We start from the raw sequence: 15,599 nt of genomic DNA on the forward strand, positions 1-15,599 counted from the left end.
AATAGAATGCGACAGATCCCGCGACAGCTCGATGATCGGTCCAGCTGCGGACGCACCATCAAGGTCGCGCATAATGGCCCCGATGCAGCAATTGGCTGCTTCCAGCACCGCTAATGAGACCGACATTTCTGCGGGGTGCGAACCCGAGCAAAATCGAATTGCGCCAGAGCGGCACCTAGTTCGCGAAGGTGTTCAGCGGCGGAATTGTACGCTTGCCAACCTGGGTTTGGGAAAGCAAGGAGAAATCTTGTTGGCCTTCTGGGGGAGGAAACCCGCAGCCAAGCGGCAATTCCGGCCCCGAATCGCTTATGTCAGTCGAACGGGACAACGCGTTTCCGTTCATGGGCGAGGCAGGCGTCTCGGCTCGGTGCGGGCGGGCAGGGTCGGTTCCCTGCATCAACACTGCGGGAAACTTGCTCCAGGCCTAGTGTAACTCGCCGGTAACGAACTGGGCTCGTCCCATGCCGAATGACCAATCTTCGTCCGCATTGATCACGAAGCTTATCATGAGGTCAGTTGGCGCTACTCCACAGGACGACGACAGCCTCTCGGCCAGGACGCGATAAAACTCCAATTTGGACGCCTTGTCGCGCGGTCGGCTCGTCAACTGCAACATGACCAATTTATCGGTCCGATTGATATCAAGACCTGTGTCAAGCGCGACGATGCTGGACTTGGGGTGCTGATGCACCACCTGATAGCGGTCGCGGGGCGGCACGTGGAGCGTTTCGACCAGAACTTCGTGAGTGACATCCAAAAGCCGTTGGATCTCCGCATCACTTCGTCCCTCGATCAAATCGAACCGTAAAAATGGCATGGCGATGCTCCTCACTGCCGGCTCAACTAACAAAGCTGCGGCGGGCAACCAAGGTGGACCGAGCAATAAAAAGCTGCAATACTCGGTGTATGTTTTCTCTGGCGAAATCGACATCATCATTCAAGATGACGGTCATCTACCTTTAAGATGGACGACGGAGCACTCCAACTCACGCGGCCCGAACACTTGCCAGGAAGCGATCGACATCCGCTTTCAGCAAAGTGGACTGGTGGTTCAGCCCACCTGCAGCCGCAAGCACACCAGCCGCAGCCACCCCGGTTTGGGCAGACGCCTCGCTCACCCCGACGATGTTGCGCGTTACGTCTTCGGTGCCTTGCGCGACCCTCTGGATGCTGCGTGCGATTTCGCGCGTCGCGACACCCTGTTGCTCCACGGCGGATGCAATCGCAATTGCGATCTCGTTGATCGAGGATATCGTGCCGCTCACGCCCTCGATTGCTTGGACAGCCTCGCTCATGGCGCCCTGCATGCCGTTGACTTGGGTCGAGATCTCCTCCGTTGCACGTGCGGTCTGCCCTGCGAGCGACTTCACCTCGCTTGCCACGACGGCAAACCCCCTTCCCGCCTCGCCGGCACGGGCGGCCTCGATGGTTGCATTTAGCGCCAGCAGGTTCGTCTGGCTTGCGATCGCAGTTATTAACTGAACCACGTCTCCGATCTTTGATGTCGCGGCTACAAGACCTTGAATTGTGATATTAGTCCGTTGCGCCTCTTCAACGGCGCCTCCGGCGACCTTGGTCGAACGCGCCACCTGATTGCCTATCTCGGCGATCGAGGCCGAGAGCTGCTCAGTGGCCGACGCGACCGACTGCACGCTTGAGCTGGCCTCTTCTGCAGCAGTCGCAACCACTCCGGACTGGCGGCTGGCAGATCTCGCCGTCTCCGACATGCCTTGGGACGTCGTCCTCATAGCGGAAGCCGAGTGAGAGAGGGCATCGAGTGACGTGCTTACACCTTGTGCGAACTCGTCGGCCAGCTTGCCCAGGAGGCCCCGTTTTTCCGTCTCGGCCATCAATTTCATCTCGTCCTGTTCCTGGCGAAGGCGAGCGGTCTCTATCATGGCGTCCTGAAACACTTTGACGGTCGTCGCCATCTCTCCCACTTCATCCGCACGCGAGAGCGCAGGAATCGCCGATCTTGTATCGCCACTGGCGAGCTTTCGCATCGCCCGCGTGAGACTGGCGATCGGCCGCGTGATACTGCGGCTGAGAAGAATTGACGTGGCCACGACAAGCGCAAGGGCTATAAGGATGAGAAGGCCAATGCGCTTTGCTTCTGCCATGAATATCGCGTCTACGTCGTCCAGATAGATGCCGCCCGCGACTGCCCAGTCATAGGGCTTGAACCCCACGACATAGGCGATCTTGGGAAGTGGGTCGCCGACGCCGGCACGGGGAAAGCTAAAGGCGACAAAGCCGGATCCGCCGGACTTCACAAGATCGACTTGCAGCCGGGAGAAAAAGACACCGTTGGCATCCGAGGTGTCCTTCATGCTCTTGTTCTGAAACTTGGGATTGGGATGCGCGACCAGTACGGAATCCATGTCGAGGGCATAGAAATAGTCGTCCTTGCCGAAACGCAATGATTGAAGCAGTTGCTTGCTCCGTTCCAAGGCCCGCGCATCGGAGAGCCCTGCCGCTCGGGATCCCTGGTAGTCCAATTCAAGCACCTGCTTCGCCAGGAGGACGAGCTGCTGAAGCTTGTCTTTTCGGTCCTCGAGCAGGCTGCTCTTGAGGGCCGACAAGCCGACCCCGGCCACGGATGCAACACCTAGAACAGAGAGAACCACCATCAACATCAGCCTGGAAGAAATCTTGAACTTGGCAAGCATGAAAAATCCTCAACACGCTGAGTCCGACCATCACTCCGCCTCATCTATCGCACATTGATAAAAATTGCCTTTAGCCCACAGGGCCACCTTGATATCAGCGCCAGTCGAACAAGGGCGCAGGGATGCGAGTTTATGCAAGCCTCGTTGCGATGACTCCGGTTCGCGGCGAACCATTACCAGTTGAGATGACGGTCATCTCTTCTCTAGATGACGATGCGCGCCGCATCGTTCCCCAATGCGTCTTTCACGCGGCCCACATTGGTCGTTAGGATGATTGTGACGACATTCAAAATGTTGCTGCTGCTGGCTTCAAGAGTGGACTGGAATGGATCTCTCCGATCTCAAAGTGTTCGAGACGGTTCTGCGTCTTGGAAGTATCAGCCGTGCGGCAACGCAGCTGTGTACTGCTCAATCCAAAGTCACAACTCGTATCCGAGTGCTTGAGGGCAAGCTTGGCATTTCACTCTTCGAGCGTCACGCACGGGGCGTAACGCCAACCCCGGCAGCCCACAGGGTCCTCCCCTATGTCGCGAGGCTTTCAAAACTTGCCGCGGATGCCCGAGCTGCGGCACGGGATGATGGTGTGCCGAGGGGCACTCTGCTGATCGGAAGCCTCGAGACAACCACCGCGTTGCGATTGTCTCCGCTTCTGCCAAGGTTTGCCAGCGCCTGTCCCCACGTCCAGCTCACGATCACGACCGGAAACACTACACGCTTGTTGAATGACGTCCTCGAGTATCGTCTCGACGGCGCGTTTGTCGCGGGCCCGGTCGATCACCCGGACCTGCATCAACGGCCTTTCTTCCACGAGGAGCTGGTGCTGGTAACGGCCCCTTCGGTCCGGACAAAGGACCTGGCTGCCATCGGGCCCTTTAAGATGATCGTCTTTCAGACCGGCTGCTCTTATCGCACCCGTCTGGAGACGATGCTGATGGAAATGGGGATCACTCTGTCCGAGCCGCAAGAGCTTGGTTCTCTCGACGCCATCATCAGTTGCGTCTCCGCCGGCCTTGGTGTCACCTTGATGCCGAGAGGTGTCATTGCAGCTGCCGCCCGGGACGGCAGGGTCGCTGCGCATGCGTTGCCGCCTTCCCGGACGGCCGTTGAGACGGTGTTCGTCTGGCGAAAGGATGTCTATGTATCGAGCGCGATGACAGCCCTGTTCGATCTGATCGAATCCTGGCCGTAACTCGAGCCGTCCAGCCTAGGACCGCCGCTCGCCTTCGAAGTAGTTCAATAGGCCCGTGCCTGGTGCGCAGTTGACATACTCGAAAAGCTGGTTGTTCTCCGGCAGCACGAAGACTTCATGCCAGGTTCTGAGCTGGTTCTTCGCGCCGAACTTGCGGTAACGGGCCATTGCGGCGCGGAAGATCGCCCCGTGCGACGGATGATGCTCAGCCCAGTTCTCCATGTGGCCGAGCGAGAGAAAATATCCGAGCGCATGAGTCTCGAGCTCGGGTGCCCCGCCGACATCGCATGTTTGCTGAAACCGCAGCGAGCAGCAACCCGTTGCCTCAGGACTTTCGCGCAAGAAGTCCATTCCGCGTTCGAGGGGAGCTCGCAGGTCGCGCATGTAATCTTCGGTTTGGTCGGCATCGCAGCGCCCCCAAAAGGCCGCCGATCGAATGACGGTGAGGTTCCGGGGCGTAGCGATCCGCCACCGATTGGACCTGGTCTCGCGCGGCGTCGCCGATGGGAGCTCAGGCAGCGCCGACGGCAAGGGATCGACCGCGGCGAGTGGGATCCGGTCGCGCATCGCGCCGTAGTAGCCGCAATACGGTGTCGGATAGAGCGCTACTTCGTTAGAGCGACTCATTCCGGCTGGATAATCGTTCCAATACAGCGTCTCAAGGCGCTCGATCGGAACGGTCAAGCTCTCACGGAAGTAGCCCGTTGCCTCCGAACACCTCGCCGAATCGTTCCACCAATTTGCCACGCGACTATCTTCGAGCCAATCATCACGACGGGTCGGGTCAACCCAATAGCTCGCAACCACATGCGTATAGAGGCCGTTGTGATCGACGAACCACGCATGATCGTGCACGTGCGGGCCGTTCGGCAGGCTGACGGCTTCGGACATCCACCGTATGAAGCCGGACTTGTAGACGGCTTCCGCGTTCGGTCCCTGGATGCCGTGAAATGCAACACACAAGGCGTCGCATTTGCGTGGGAAACCGACGGACCAACGCTGGACCACCGGCTCGAAACCTTTCGGCTTACGCAGCGGATTGACCCGCTCCAACACCTGAAAATTCATAGCGAGCTCCGTTCCCTAGTGGATTCCAAAATATGCCTTGTGAAGCTCGGAGTTCTCTTTCAAGAGTTCAGCGCTTCCTTTGGCGACAACGAGTCCTTGTGCCAGCACGTAGCCGTAATCGGCCACGTCGAGCGTTTGACGCACGTTCTGCTCGATCAGCAGAACCGAAAGTCCGGCTGTCTTCAGTTGTCGGACTATTCCGAAAACCTCCGAGACAAATAACGGCGACAGTCCGAGCGAGGGCTCGTCGAAGATCACGAGTTCCGGATCGGCCATGAGCCCTCGCGCGATGGAGAGCATCGACCGCTCACCGCCGGACAGTGTTCCCGCGAGCTGGCTTCGCCGCTCCTTCAGACGCGGGAACACCTCGAACATCTCGTCCATCCGGGCCGCAACGCGCCTGTCGTCACGCATGATCAATCCGCCCACCCTGAGGTTATCAAGGACGCTCATGCGCGGCATCACGCGATTGCCTTCCGGGACCGTCGCGATCCCGAGGGCCGCGATCTTGTGGGTAGGCATGTTTGTAGTCGCTACGTGCCCAAAGCGAACCTCGCCTTTCCGGATCCGGGTCAACCCGAGGATGGCCCGGATCAACGTGCTTTTGCCGGCGCCGTTGGCCCCCAGGATGGCCGTTACCGTACCGGGCCTGACCTCGATGGTCACGTTCTTCAGGACGTCAGCGCGATCGTAGCCGGCGTTGATCGCATTGGCCGACAACGTCCGCGCCGCGATTCGTCGCACGCTGATCATTGCCCTATCCCGAGATAAGCTGCCTGCACTTCGGGGTCGGCTATCAACCCGTCAAAACTGCCTTCGAAGACTTTTCGGCCGAAATTGAGCACGATGCAGCGATCGGAGACACGCCGGATAACGTCCATTTCGTGCTCCACCAGGACCACGGCGAGGTCCGGCATCTCGGACCTGAATGCGAGGAGATCGTCCATGAGTTCGCGCGTCTCATCCGGGGTCATACCGGCGGAGGGCTCATCCAGCAACAGCAGGCGCGGCCTGCCGATCAGCGCCCGGCAGATCTCGATCCGCCGACGATCGATCATCGCGAAAGAGTTCACAGGCTGGAACAGCCGGTCGGCAATCGCGGCGTTGAAGCGGGACGCAATCTCCCGTGCGCGATTGACCGTCTCCCGCAGCTCTCTGCCCCACCGCGCGCGCCGAAACAGATTTGTAAGGAGACCGAGATCGCAATGGCAGAGGGCTCCGACCGCAATATTGTCGAACACGCTCTGATCGAGCATCAGCCTCGATCGCTGAAAGGTCCGCGCGACACCGGCACGACCGATCATCTGGGGCGCACAGCCAAAGAGGTCGCGGCCATCGAGCCGGATCGTTCCCGCGTTCGGGTCGTAAAGTCCCGTGATGACGTTGAAGAATGTCGTCTTCCCCGATCCGTTGGGCCCGACCAGCCCGATCGTCTCGCCGCGGCCGATTTCGACGTCGAAACGGTCGAGCGCGACCAGCCCGCCGAATGTCTTGGTGAGACCGGCACAATGCAGCAGAGTGCTACTCATTTTGGCGCTCCGTCGATGAAGCGGGACAGGTCCCTCACCGGACGTGGCAGGATGCCGCCCGGGCGGAACAGCAAGATGACGAGCACGAGCAAGGCGAACAGCAACAGGCGGAATTCCTGGATCGACTGCAGTTTTTCCGGCACTTCCAGGATGATCAGGGCGGCTACGACGGAGCCCCACAAATTGCCGATTCCGCCCAGCACCACGATTGAGAGCAACAGCAGGGAGTCCCCGAGGCCCGCGCCGTTGGGTGTCACGAACCCGTTCATCATCCCGTAGAGCGCTCCAGCCATGCCGATGATGGCGTTGCCGAGGACAAAGCCGACGACCTTCCACAGCCGGATCGACAGGCCGAACACCGCCGCGGCGGTCTCATCGCTGCGGACAACGTCCAGGGCGATGCCGACCCACGAGTTTTCCAGACGACGGACGAGGATGAACACGAGGCCGAACATGCAGACCGAGAGCGTTGCATAGGGCAGATAGAACGACACGCTCCATGGACCAATCTGTTTGAGCCGGGCGAAATCGAGCCCCATGATCGAGAAGCTTCCGATCTTCAGCCCCTGGGGCCCGCCGAGGACGTCGTTGACTTCGAGCCAGGTCCGCAGCAGCACGCCGAATGCGATCGTCACAAGCGCGGCATAGTGCCCGCGCGTTCGCAGCACCGGCAGCAACAGCACGAGGCCCATTGCACCCGTCACAATCGCGCCGATCAACGGCGCAAATGTCCGCGGAACGGTGGTGTATGCAGTCACTAGGGCGGCCGTATATGATCCCACGACGAAGAAGGCCGCGCCTGCGAAGTTGGCGATTCCGGCGAATGCGAGCTGCAAGTTGAGAGCGATGCAGGCAGTCGAGAAGATTGCTACCGTTGACAACATGAGAAGCGCGTAGTGATCGGCGTGAAACAGGACAATCAGGATCAACGCACACAGCAATGCCATGCCATTGGCAACGCCTCGGTAGTCGCCGCAGGTGGCGGCAATCTCCCGGCCGATCTGCGTTCGATCCGACACTCCAAACGCCAGAACGAAGGCTGCGAGCAAGGCGAGAACGACGGGCTGGGATTCGGCGTGCATCATCACGCCGCCGCCGGAAAACAGGAGCGCCACCACGGCTGCGACGAGGGCGCGCGGATGACGACGAATCCCCGGGACGGAGAGCGAGGGAGCCGGGCTTGAAAGGCTGCTCATGTCACACCCGTTCGCTGCGCTGTTCTGCAATGATTCCTGTCGGGAACAACGCAATCAGGATGATGATGACGGCAAAGGCCACCACATCGCGATAAGCGCTCGAGATCGGCATCGCCACCACAACCAGCGTCTGCACGCCGGCGAATAGAAATCCCCCGATGATCGGCCCGATCAGGCTTCCAAGTCCGCCCACCACAGCCGAGGCGAATCCGATGATGCCGAGCAGAACGCCCATGTTGAAGCTGATCTCGCGGTAATACAGCCCGAGCATGCAGCCGGCAAAAGCGGCGAGCCCCGATCCCAATGCGAAGGTCCCCAGCACCACGCGCTGCTGGTCGATGCCTGCAAGGCGTGCAACCTCGTCATCCTGGGCCACGGCGCGGATCGAGAGCCCGAACCGGGTGCGGGTCACGAACAGATGCGTTCCCACCACCAGCAGCAGTCCGGCACATACGATGATCACACTATCGATACCCACACTGAAGGAACCGGCATTGATCATGCCACTCGGCAACAGAGCCGGAAACGGCTTCGGGTTGCCGCCGTTGGGCACGCCAAGCCGGATGGCCTCGCGTAGCACGGTGCCGGCCATTAAGGTCGCGAGCAGCACATTGATGCTGGGGGCGCCGCGCAAGGGGATCACAAGAATCCTCCCGATCACGATGCCCGCGAGCGCCCCGGCGCCGACCGCAGCCGCCAAACCGGTGAGCAACGCCAGCGCAGGGGGCAGCGCAAAGAGAGCTCCCGAAACGCCGGCGGCTCCCAAGGCTGAAAAACTTCCGAGCGTCACGACGTCACCATGCGAGAACTTGATGACGTCGAGCACCCCAAAGAACAGCGAAAATCCAACGGCGATCATTGAGTAGATCACCCCCAGCATGAGGCCGTTGAACAGCTGCTGCGCTACGATCCCGATGTCCATCAATGTCTCCGCACGCTAGGGCGACGCATGACGTCTGGTCAATTGAGGCGGAGTTTTCGTTTGGTGGCGGCATATTCGCTATCCGGCCAATAGACCCATTTACCATCCTGGGCGACATAGACGTTGGCCCTCAGAATGTTCTGCCTGTGGTCGTCGAAATTGATCTCGCCGACCAGCGACTTGTATGCCTTGGTCGTATTGAGCAGGTCCTTGACCTTGGCGCGGTCGGGGCCAACCTTCTCGATCGCATCCATGATCAGAGTGGCGGCGGAGTAGGCGAAGGGGCCATAGGCGTCCGGGTCTTCGCGAAAGCCCGCCTTGGCGTATGCGTCGAGAAACGCTTGACCCTGCTCATATTTGGTGATGGGAGCACCGTTGTGGAAGGAAATCGTTCCTTCCGCCGCGGCACCTGCGCCTTCCAGGAAGCCTGCGTTCATGATGCCAGAGACGCCCGCAAGCTGAGCGGTGACACCGACCCGATCCATTTGAGCCCGCAATCGGACGCCGAGCGGCGTCAGGCCGCCCACCATGATCAGATCTGGCTTCAGCTCCTTGATCTTGGTGAGCTCAGCCGTGAAGTCCTGCTGATCCGGGCTGACCGGAAAAGTCGCGACGATCTCGCCGCCGGCCAATTTGAGATATTCGCTGAAATATTTGTTCTGTCCCTTGCCGTAGTCGGTGGTGTCGTGAACGACAACGTATTTCAGGAAACCCTGCTTGGTGAGGAACTCCGCTGCGAGCTTGCCTTCATTGATCATCGTCCCGTTGACGCGATGAATTTCGTGGTAGTCGTTGCCATAGGTGATCTCGGGCAGGATGGCGCCCCACACCACGACCGGCAATCCGAACCGGGCATAGGTATCAACCGTCGCGATGCCTACGGCAGAGCAATAGTGGGTCACACCGGCGATGATGCTACGATCCGATGCGGCCTTGGTTGCGACCTGGATGCCGATATTCGGCTTGCATTCGTCGTCCAAGGTGACGAGCTCGAAAATGTACTTTGCCGATGGGTCGGCGTTTCTCAATTGCACGGCCAACTGCGTGGAATTGCGGCCCCCGATACCGGGAGCTGAATTCCCGCCCGACAATGGTCCAATAAACGCAAGCTTTACGGTCTCCTTGGCCAAGACCGGAACTGTTCCGGTCGCCACCGCGACCAGCGCGCCGCATGTCAGCAGCAACAATTTGTTTATCAGCTTCATTGGCAATGCCCTCCCCTGCTCGGAAAAACTGTATCCATCCCGCACGAGCGAGACAGTGCGAATCTTCGCAAATGGGCGTGCGCAACGGAGCACGAGCAGGTGGACCGGCGATGATCGCCTACAATCGAGACAGATTGCTGCTGCTTTGGGCAACGGGTTGCCTTCGACGAGGCGGATGCGGACGCAAAAAAACACCCCGTTGCAATCGGCAACGGGGTGACTGGGTCGCAGGACATCTGCGACAAGTCGAGGGAGGTAGTCTTCGCAATCACGACAGCCAGGGGCTCATCGCAGACGTCGAATTACTCCATCATACCATCGCCACGGCAAATTCCCGCGGGGTGTTCGTGCAAAGGGTCTTGCACGAACACCTTGATGGCAATTGGCGGCTCATGCGATCTGGCGGCTGGCTGCCGGTGTGTTGCCGAATTCACTGGAAAGGTCGACTGCGACAGTCTTAGGCAGGCAGAGGACATTAACCGCCGCGGTCATCAGTGCGATCGCGATGGGATAGATCAGGCCGGCGTAGATGTTGCCGGTGTAGCTGACGAGCGAGAGGCTGATCAGCGGAACGAAGCCGCCGAATATCCCGGTGCCGATGTGATAGGGAAGCGACAGCGAAGTATATCGCAGCCGCGCCGGAAAGAGCTCGACGAGAAATGCGGCATTCGGCCCGTAGACCAGCGCTACGAAGATGAGTTGCGCCAGGATTAGCGCGGTGACGACCACGTAATTGTGCGCAGCCGTGGCGCTTGCAATCCCCATGTAGATGGGAACGTAGAGCGCGGCGGCGAGCAGCAGGCCGGTGATAATCAGCGGGCGGCGTCCGATGCGGTCTGACAGGGCCCCGCTCACGACGATCAGGGGCGTGCCGAGGGCTAGAGCAACGGCCACGCAGACATTCGCCGTCAGGAAGTCGACCTTGAGAACGCTCTGCAGGAAATACAGCGCATAGAATTGCCCGGTGTACCACACGCATCCCAGACCCGCCGTCGCGCCGAAGAGAGCATAGAGTGCATAACCCAACCCTTGTCTCGTGCCGAAACTTTCGCGAACCGGCGCGCGCGAGACCTTGCCGGCCTGGCGCATCTGCTCGAAAACCGGCGACTCGCTCAGCTTCAGACGAAGATAGATCGAAAACACGACGAGAAGTGCAGACAGCAAGAACGGGATACGCCAGCCCCAAGCACGGAAACCTTCCTCCCCGAGCGATAGCCGACACGCCAGCACGACCAGAATTGCAACGAAGAAGCCCAAGGTGGCTGTGGTCTGGATAAAACTGGTGAAGAAGCCTCGACGGTTTACCGGTGCATGCTCAGCCACATAGATGGCAGCGCCACCGTACTCGCCGCCGATGGCCAAGCCCTGTACCAAGCGAAGCACGACCAACGCGACAGGTGCAGCAAAGCCGATAGTTTCATATGTCGGCAAAAGACCGACCGCGGTGGTTGAAATTCCCATTAAGATAAGTGTCAGCAGAAACGTGTGCTTGCGTCCCAATCGGTCGCCAAGACTGCCGAACAGGATGGCACCGAACGGCCGGATGACGAATCCGGTCGCAAAGGTCGCAACACTGATCAGGACGGCGGCGGTGGGATCATTGGCGGGGTAGAAAAGGGTCGAAAAGAACACGGCAAGGCTTCCATAGAGATAGAAGTCATACCATTCGATAACCGTGCCTGCACTTGAGGCAAGCACCACCGTCCAGATGCTCGGGTTCGGGGCGTCCGCTTTAGGTTCGCTCATCATATCTCTCCATCGGCCTTGTTGGGCACGTGTTTTCCCGGGCGCGTGCGCCGCAGCGCACGCGCCGTTTCCACCCGGCAATATGTAGAAAGTTGCGGACCCGTTAGGCCGCGATAGAATTTCGGGTCGGCGCATAGCGCGCAAGACATGCGCTTGCTTCTGCCGAAATTCGCTTCACCAGCTCACCGGCGGTTGGAATGTCCTTGATGAGACCGATTGCTTCTCCGACCGTGACATTGGCCGTATCGTAGTCGCCGGAGACCCACGCCTTCTCGACGCGCTGCAGCTCGGCTTCTTGCAGTGTGCGCAGCTCGTCTTCCCGGCCATGCCACCTTTCGATGAAGCCGTTCTTCATCAGGCGTCCAGTGTACTCCGAGGGCCAAGCCTTTTTGCGGACAACGTCGTAGACACGTGTCCGGATCGTTTCATCGCCGGTGGCTGCCAGCACCTTTTCCTTGGCGTTGCGATGAATGACCGATTCTTGCGTGGCCCAAAACCGCGATCCGATCAAAGCACCGTCGGCACCTAGCATTAGCGCGGCGGCGAGACCGCGCCCGTCAGCAATGCCTCCGGCGGCAAGAAGGAGAACGCGCGGCGCTCGTTGCGCGATCATATCGGCGACTGCAGGAACGAACGGCATCGTCGAGCGCGCCGTGAGTCCGTGGCCGCCGGCCTCCGTACCCTGTGCGATGATAACGTCCGCGCCGACGTCGATCGCCCGCTGGGCATGCTCGAGCGTATGCGCCTGACAGATCAGGGGGATGCCGGCCTGCTTCACTTTCGGGGCATATGGCGCAGGATCCGAGAACGACAGCATGATCGCTTTCTTGTGCCGCTCCAGAGCGAGATCGAGCAGACCCGGATCGTTCGCCAGCGCCCAGGTGATGAATCCACAGCCGACGTCCGGCCGGCTCACCTTTGCGGACTGTTCTTCGAACCAGGCGCGGTTGGCATAGCCGCCGCCGAGAAGGCCGAGAGCACCTGCCGCGGAAACCGCGGAGGCCAGCTCGCCGCCGGAGGCCGGATCCATCGGCGCCAGCACGATCGGGTGCTCGAGCCCAAAAAATTCGGTCAGTCTCGTCTTGATAGCCATGTCTCTTCCTCTCCTAGGCTTATGCCCGTCTCGGATGCTGGGAAGCTAGATTGGCTGTTGACAACATAAAAGTGATTATTATTGATCAGAGTCATCATTCCGGGAGATGACCACATGGACAGCACGGATCTGAATTTCTTTTCCGCGGTCGCCACGGCCGGCGGAATCGGCCGCGCCGCCCACAATCTCCACACTGTGCAATCGAACGTGACCCAGCGAATTCGAGCGCTGGAGAACCAGCTCGGTGTCCGACTTTTTGATCGGTCCAAGAAAGGCGTTACGCTCACCTCCATGGGCAACAGGCTGCTTCCTTACGCCAAGCGCATCAGCGATCTGTTGGCCGAGGCGCATTGCGCAGTGAAGGACGAGGCGTGGCCGGGCGGGGAGCTGCGCATTGGATCAATGGAGACGACGGCGGCGTTGCGCCTACCACCGTTGCTCACCCATTACGGCATCGCTTATCCCGATGTTGACGTCCAGATCGAGACAGGCCCGACCGCAGCGCTGGTCGACTGCGTATTGTCTCGGAAGCTTGACGGAGCTTTTGTCTCTGCACCGGTCACGCACGGTGAACTGACCTGCACACCGATCGTGGAGGAGGAGCTGGTGCTGATCACGCCGCCGATGGTGACGTCCCCCCAACACCTCGGCAAATTCCTGGCTTCGGGAAGCGGCCGGAAGGTGATCGTGTTTCGTGCCGGTTGCTCCTATCGACAGCGCCTGTCCGAATATCTTGCGCATCGTGGTTTCGTCGACCTGCGCTGGATGGAAATGGGAACGCTCGACGGAATCATCGGTTGTGTGGCGGCTTCGGTCGGGCTGTCATTGGTGCCGCGCGTCGTCGCTGATTCTGCCGAACGACAGGGCTTGATCCACCTGCATTCGCTGCCGAACGGGACCGGCAGGGCCACCACGGTTTTCGTTCACCGCAAGGACGCATTCGTGTCCTCCGCTCTGCGGGCGTTCATGGAATGCGCCGGATCGGGAACGAACCAAACAGCTCCGCCCGAGCAACCGGCAGTGGCGCTCATACAGCCTCGAAAGACGGCCTCGCCGCCTTGACTGATGCCACGATAAAGCGATGCACTTCTGCAACCCGCCGCGTTTCGTGCGTATCGGGATGCGACGTCAACCAGTAATTCCGCACGAAACGAATGTCGGGAAGCAGGCGCTGCAATTCGGGATAGCGCTGGGCCACGTAATCATGAAGGATTCCGACGCCGTGTCCACCACGAACGGCCTCCATCTGCGCAACGACGCTACCGCATTCATAGCGTCGCGACATGAGCCGGCCGAGCACTGAGGCATAGTCCAATGCCCTGCTGTAGACGAAATCCTCGACCTGGGTGACGAACAGGCGGCCGGCAAGATCGGCCTGCGTCCTGATGGGACCCTCGCGCGCGAGATAAGCATCAGCAGCATAGACACTGAGCGTATAGTCGGTGAGTTTGGACAGGATCAGCTTACCCTGCTTGGGCCGGTCCAGCGTGATCGCAACGTCGGCCTCGCGCCTTGACAGGGAGAATGTGCGCGGAAGCGGCACGAGTTGAATGACAAGGCCCGGGTGCTTCGCGGCCAGCGAGCCCAGCCGATCGGCCAGGAAGTAGTTGCCAAGCCCGTCCGGTGCCCCTACGCGCACGGTTCCGGTGAGGGCCTCGGCCGCGCCTCCAATGCTCGATCCCACTTTGAGGAATTCGCTCTCTGCGCGCTCGGCAGCCGCGACGAGCGCCTCGCCCGCCGCCGTCAGCGTGCAGCCTGTAGTGTGTCGTTCGAGCAGTTTGGCATTCAAGCTACTCTCCAGCGCGGTCAGTTGCCGGGCGACCGTTGCATGGTTCAGCCGTAGGCTTTTCGAGGCCTTCAGAATCTGGCCGGCACGCGCCACTTCTAGGAATATCCGAACGCGCTCCCAATCCATTGACTACACTTTCTGCACAACGGAGCCGCGAATTCGGCCGTTGATACCGCATTTTTATGCGCTGCATATCTGGCTCGATCAAGCATCATGTTAGGGAGAGCAGCCAATGCCCGTGACTATTCTGAACTTCATCAATGGCGAGCTGGTGCCGAGCCGCGGCCCTCGCACCGCGCCGGTTTACAATCCCGCGACCGGCGAGCAATCGGCAACGCTCGGACTTGCCACGACGCAAGACGTGCGGTCGGCCGCTGCAGCCGCCCGCAAGGCCTTCCCGGGCTGGGCGAACACACCGCCACTGCGCCGTGCTCGTATTCTCAACCGTTTCCTGCGGATCATGGAGGATCGAATCGATGAACTTGCCCAAGTGATCACCGCCGAACACGGCAAGGTGCTTTCGGACGCGAAGGGCGAGATCCAACGCGGCATGGAGGTGGTGGAGTTCGCGACCGGCGCGCCGCAACTGCTCAAGGGAGAGATCACCGAGAATGTCGGGACCCGTGTCGACAGCCACTCGCTGCGTCAACCGCTCGGGGTGGTCGCTGGCATCACGCCATTCAATTTCCCGGCAATGGTCCCGATGTGGATGTTCCCGGTTGCGCTGGCCTGCGGCAATACGTTTATCCTCAAGCCGTCGGAGCGCGATCCCTCGGCCTCGCTCGTGCTTGCGCAGTGGCTGAAGGAGGCCGGGCTGCCCGACGGCGTGTTCAATGTCGTGCATGGCGACAAGGAAGCGGTGGATGCCATCCTAACGGATCCCAATATCGTGGCGGTCAGCTTCGTCGGCTCGACGCCGATTGCGCGATACATCTATGAGACGGCGACCAGCCACGGCAAGCGCTGCCAGGCGCTGGGCGGCGCCAAGAACCACATGATCGTGATGCCTGACGCCGACATGGACCAGGCCGTCGACGCTCTCATGGGCGCGGCTTATGGCTCCGCCGGCGAGCGCTGCATGGCGATCTCGGTAGCCGTTCCGATCGGCGACACCACCGCCGATCGTCTGATCGAAAAGCTGGCGCCCAAGGTCCGCGCGCTTAACATTGGTCCCGGTACCGACCCCGAGGCCG

The 15,599-nt window shown here is 60.3% G+C and carries 14 protein-coding genes; 3 read left to right on the forward strand and 11 right to left on the reverse strand.

The genetic code is table 11. From position 1 onward, the window contains the following. Positions 1-424: 424 nt before the first annotated feature. Both IVB13_RS34905 and IVB13_RS34910 read right to left on the reverse strand, forming a co-directional pair. A complete protein-coding gene (locus IVB13_RS34905; RefSeq protein WP_247285611.1) occupies positions 425-817 on the reverse strand; it encodes a tautomerase family protein in 393 nt (130 codons plus the stop codon). A gap of 169 nt (positions 818-986) precedes the next feature. Further along, a complete protein-coding gene (locus IVB13_RS34910) occupies positions 987-2,669 on the reverse strand; it encodes a methyl-accepting chemotaxis protein (RefSeq protein ID WP_247492046.1) in 1,683 nt (560 codons plus the stop codon). Between the two features lie 325 nt (positions 2,670-2,994). Between IVB13_RS34910 and IVB13_RS34915 the strand changes: the two genes are divergently transcribed. Then, positions 2,995-3,858 carry a LysR family transcriptional regulator gene (locus IVB13_RS34915; protein ID WP_247492056.1) on the forward strand — a complete coding sequence of 288 codons (864 nt, stop codon included), beginning with the start codon at positions 2,995-2,997 and terminating at the stop codon, positions 3,856-3,858. Positions 3,859-3,873: 15 nt separating this feature from the next. Here the strand turns inward: IVB13_RS34915 and IVB13_RS34920 are convergent, their stop codons facing one another. The 8 genes from IVB13_RS34920 to IVB13_RS34955 form a co-directional block, all read right to left on the reverse strand. Beyond that, positions 3,874-4,926, reverse strand: coding sequence for a phenylacetaldoxime dehydratase family protein (locus IVB13_RS34920; protein ID WP_247492058.1), 1,053 nt, complete (start codon positions 4,924-4,926; stop codon positions 3,874-3,876). Positions 4,927-4,941: 15 nt separating this feature from the next. Beyond that, positions 4,942-5,679, reverse strand: a complete 738-nt coding sequence (locus IVB13_RS34925; RefSeq protein WP_247492060.1) for an ABC transporter ATP-binding protein — start codon at positions 5,677-5,679, stop codon at positions 4,942-4,944. Next, on the reverse strand, positions 5,676-6,455 hold the full coding sequence (locus IVB13_RS34930; protein ID WP_247447173.1) for an ABC transporter ATP-binding protein: 780 nt from the start codon (positions 6,453-6,455) through the stop codon (positions 5,676-5,678). Before IVB13_RS34930 ends, IVB13_RS34925 begins: the two co-directional genes overlap by 4 nt. Then, positions 6,452-7,651: a branched-chain amino acid ABC transporter permease gene (locus tag IVB13_RS34935; protein ID WP_247447174.1), complete on the reverse strand. Its 1,200-nt coding sequence runs from the start codon at positions 7,649-7,651 to the stop codon at positions 6,452-6,454. Before IVB13_RS34935 ends, IVB13_RS34930 begins: the two co-directional genes overlap by 4 nt. A gap of 1 nt (position 7,652) precedes the next feature. Then, a complete protein-coding gene (locus IVB13_RS34940; protein WP_247360745.1) occupies positions 7,653-8,573 on the reverse strand; it encodes a branched-chain amino acid ABC transporter permease in 921 nt (306 codons plus the stop codon). 38 nt (positions 8,574-8,611) lie between these two features. Beyond that, entirely contained in the window at positions 8,612-9,778 is a 1,167-nt protein-coding gene (locus IVB13_RS34945; protein ID WP_247492071.1) for a branched-chain amino acid ABC transporter substrate-binding protein, read from the reverse strand. 390 nt (positions 9,779-10,168) lie between these two features. Continuing rightward, positions 10,169-11,524 (reverse strand): MFS transporter, encoded by a 1,356-nt coding sequence (locus IVB13_RS34950; RefSeq protein ID WP_247492082.1) that lies wholly within the window; start codon positions 11,522-11,524, stop codon positions 10,169-10,171. 103 nt (positions 11,525-11,627) lie between these two features. Next, positions 11,628-12,617, reverse strand: coding sequence for a nitronate monooxygenase (locus IVB13_RS34955; RefSeq protein ID WP_018458435.1), 990 nt, complete (start codon positions 12,615-12,617; stop codon positions 11,628-11,630). A gap of 114 nt (positions 12,618-12,731) precedes the next feature. On the opposite strand from IVB13_RS34955, the gene IVB13_RS34960 reads away from it, so the two are divergent. After that, positions 12,732-13,679, forward strand: coding sequence for a LysR family transcriptional regulator (locus IVB13_RS34960; RefSeq protein ID WP_247492085.1), 948 nt, complete (start codon positions 12,732-12,734; stop codon positions 13,677-13,679). On the opposite strand, the gene IVB13_RS34965 is transcribed toward IVB13_RS34960, so the two are convergent. Beyond that, positions 13,645-14,532, reverse strand: coding sequence for a LysR family transcriptional regulator (locus tag IVB13_RS34965; protein WP_247492086.1), 888 nt, complete (start codon positions 14,530-14,532; stop codon positions 13,645-13,647). The genes IVB13_RS34960 and IVB13_RS34965 overlap by 35 nt on opposite strands. Before the next feature lie 106 nt (positions 14,533-14,638). On the opposite strand from IVB13_RS34965, the gene IVB13_RS34970 reads away from it, so the two are divergent. Further along, positions 14,639-15,599 (forward strand): aldehyde dehydrogenase family protein (locus tag IVB13_RS34970; RefSeq protein WP_247492088.1); only part of this gene is annotated, 961 nt, incomplete at its 3' end.

Origin of the sequence: Bradyrhizobium sp. 17, assembly GCF_023073515.1 — a bacterium.
Taxonomy (GTDB): Bacteria; Pseudomonadota; Alphaproteobacteria; order Rhizobiales; family Xanthobacteraceae; genus Bradyrhizobium; species Bradyrhizobium canariense_D.

Excerpts from the sequence above, each read along its gene's own strand:
- IVB13_RS34920 (WP_247492058.1), bottom strand. The coding sequence starts at position 4,926 with ATGAATTTTCAGGTGTTGGAGCGGGTCAATCCGCTGCGTAAGCCGAAA.
- IVB13_RS34925 (WP_247492060.1), bottom strand. The coding sequence starts at position 5,679 with ATGATCAGCGTGCGACGAATCGCGGCGCGGACGTTGTCGGCCAATGCG.
- IVB13_RS34935 (WP_247447174.1), bottom strand. The coding sequence starts at position 7,651 with ATGAGCAGCCTTTCAAGCCCGGCTCCCTCGCTCTCCGTCCCGGGGATT.
- IVB13_RS34950 (WP_247492082.1), bottom strand. The coding sequence starts at position 11,524 with ATGAGCGAACCTAAAGCGGACGCCCCGAACCCGAGCATCTGGACGGTG.
- IVB13_RS34915 (WP_247492056.1), top strand. The coding sequence starts at position 2,995 with ATGGATCTCTCCGATCTCAAAGTGTTCGAGACGGTTCTGCGTCTTGGA.
- IVB13_RS34910 (WP_247492046.1), bottom strand. The coding sequence starts at position 2,669 with ATGCTTGCCAAGTTCAAGATTTCTTCCAGGCTGATGTTGATGGTGGTT.
- IVB13_RS34930 (WP_247447173.1), bottom strand. The coding sequence starts at position 6,455 with ATGAGTAGCACTCTGCTGCATTGTGCCGGTCTCACCAAGACATTCGGC.
- IVB13_RS34940 (WP_247360745.1), bottom strand. The coding sequence starts at position 8,573 with ATGGACATCGGGATCGTAGCGCAGCAGCTGTTCAACGGCCTCATGCTG.
- IVB13_RS34945 (WP_247492071.1), bottom strand. The coding sequence starts at position 9,778 with ATGAAGCTGATAAACAAATTGTTGCTGCTGACATGCGGCGCGCTGGTC.
- IVB13_RS34960 (WP_247492085.1), top strand. The coding sequence starts at position 12,732 with ATGGACAGCACGGATCTGAATTTCTTTTCCGCGGTCGCCACGGCCGGC.
- IVB13_RS34955 (WP_018458435.1), bottom strand. The coding sequence starts at position 12,617 with ATGGCTATCAAGACGAGACTGACCGAATTTTTTGGGCTCGAGCACCCG.
- IVB13_RS34905 (WP_247285611.1), bottom strand. The coding sequence starts at position 817 with ATGCCATTTTTACGGTTCGATTTGATCGAGGGACGAAGTGATGCGGAG.
- IVB13_RS34965 (WP_247492086.1), bottom strand. The coding sequence starts at position 14,532 with ATGGATTGGGAGCGCGTTCGGATATTCCTAGAAGTGGCGCGTGCCGGC.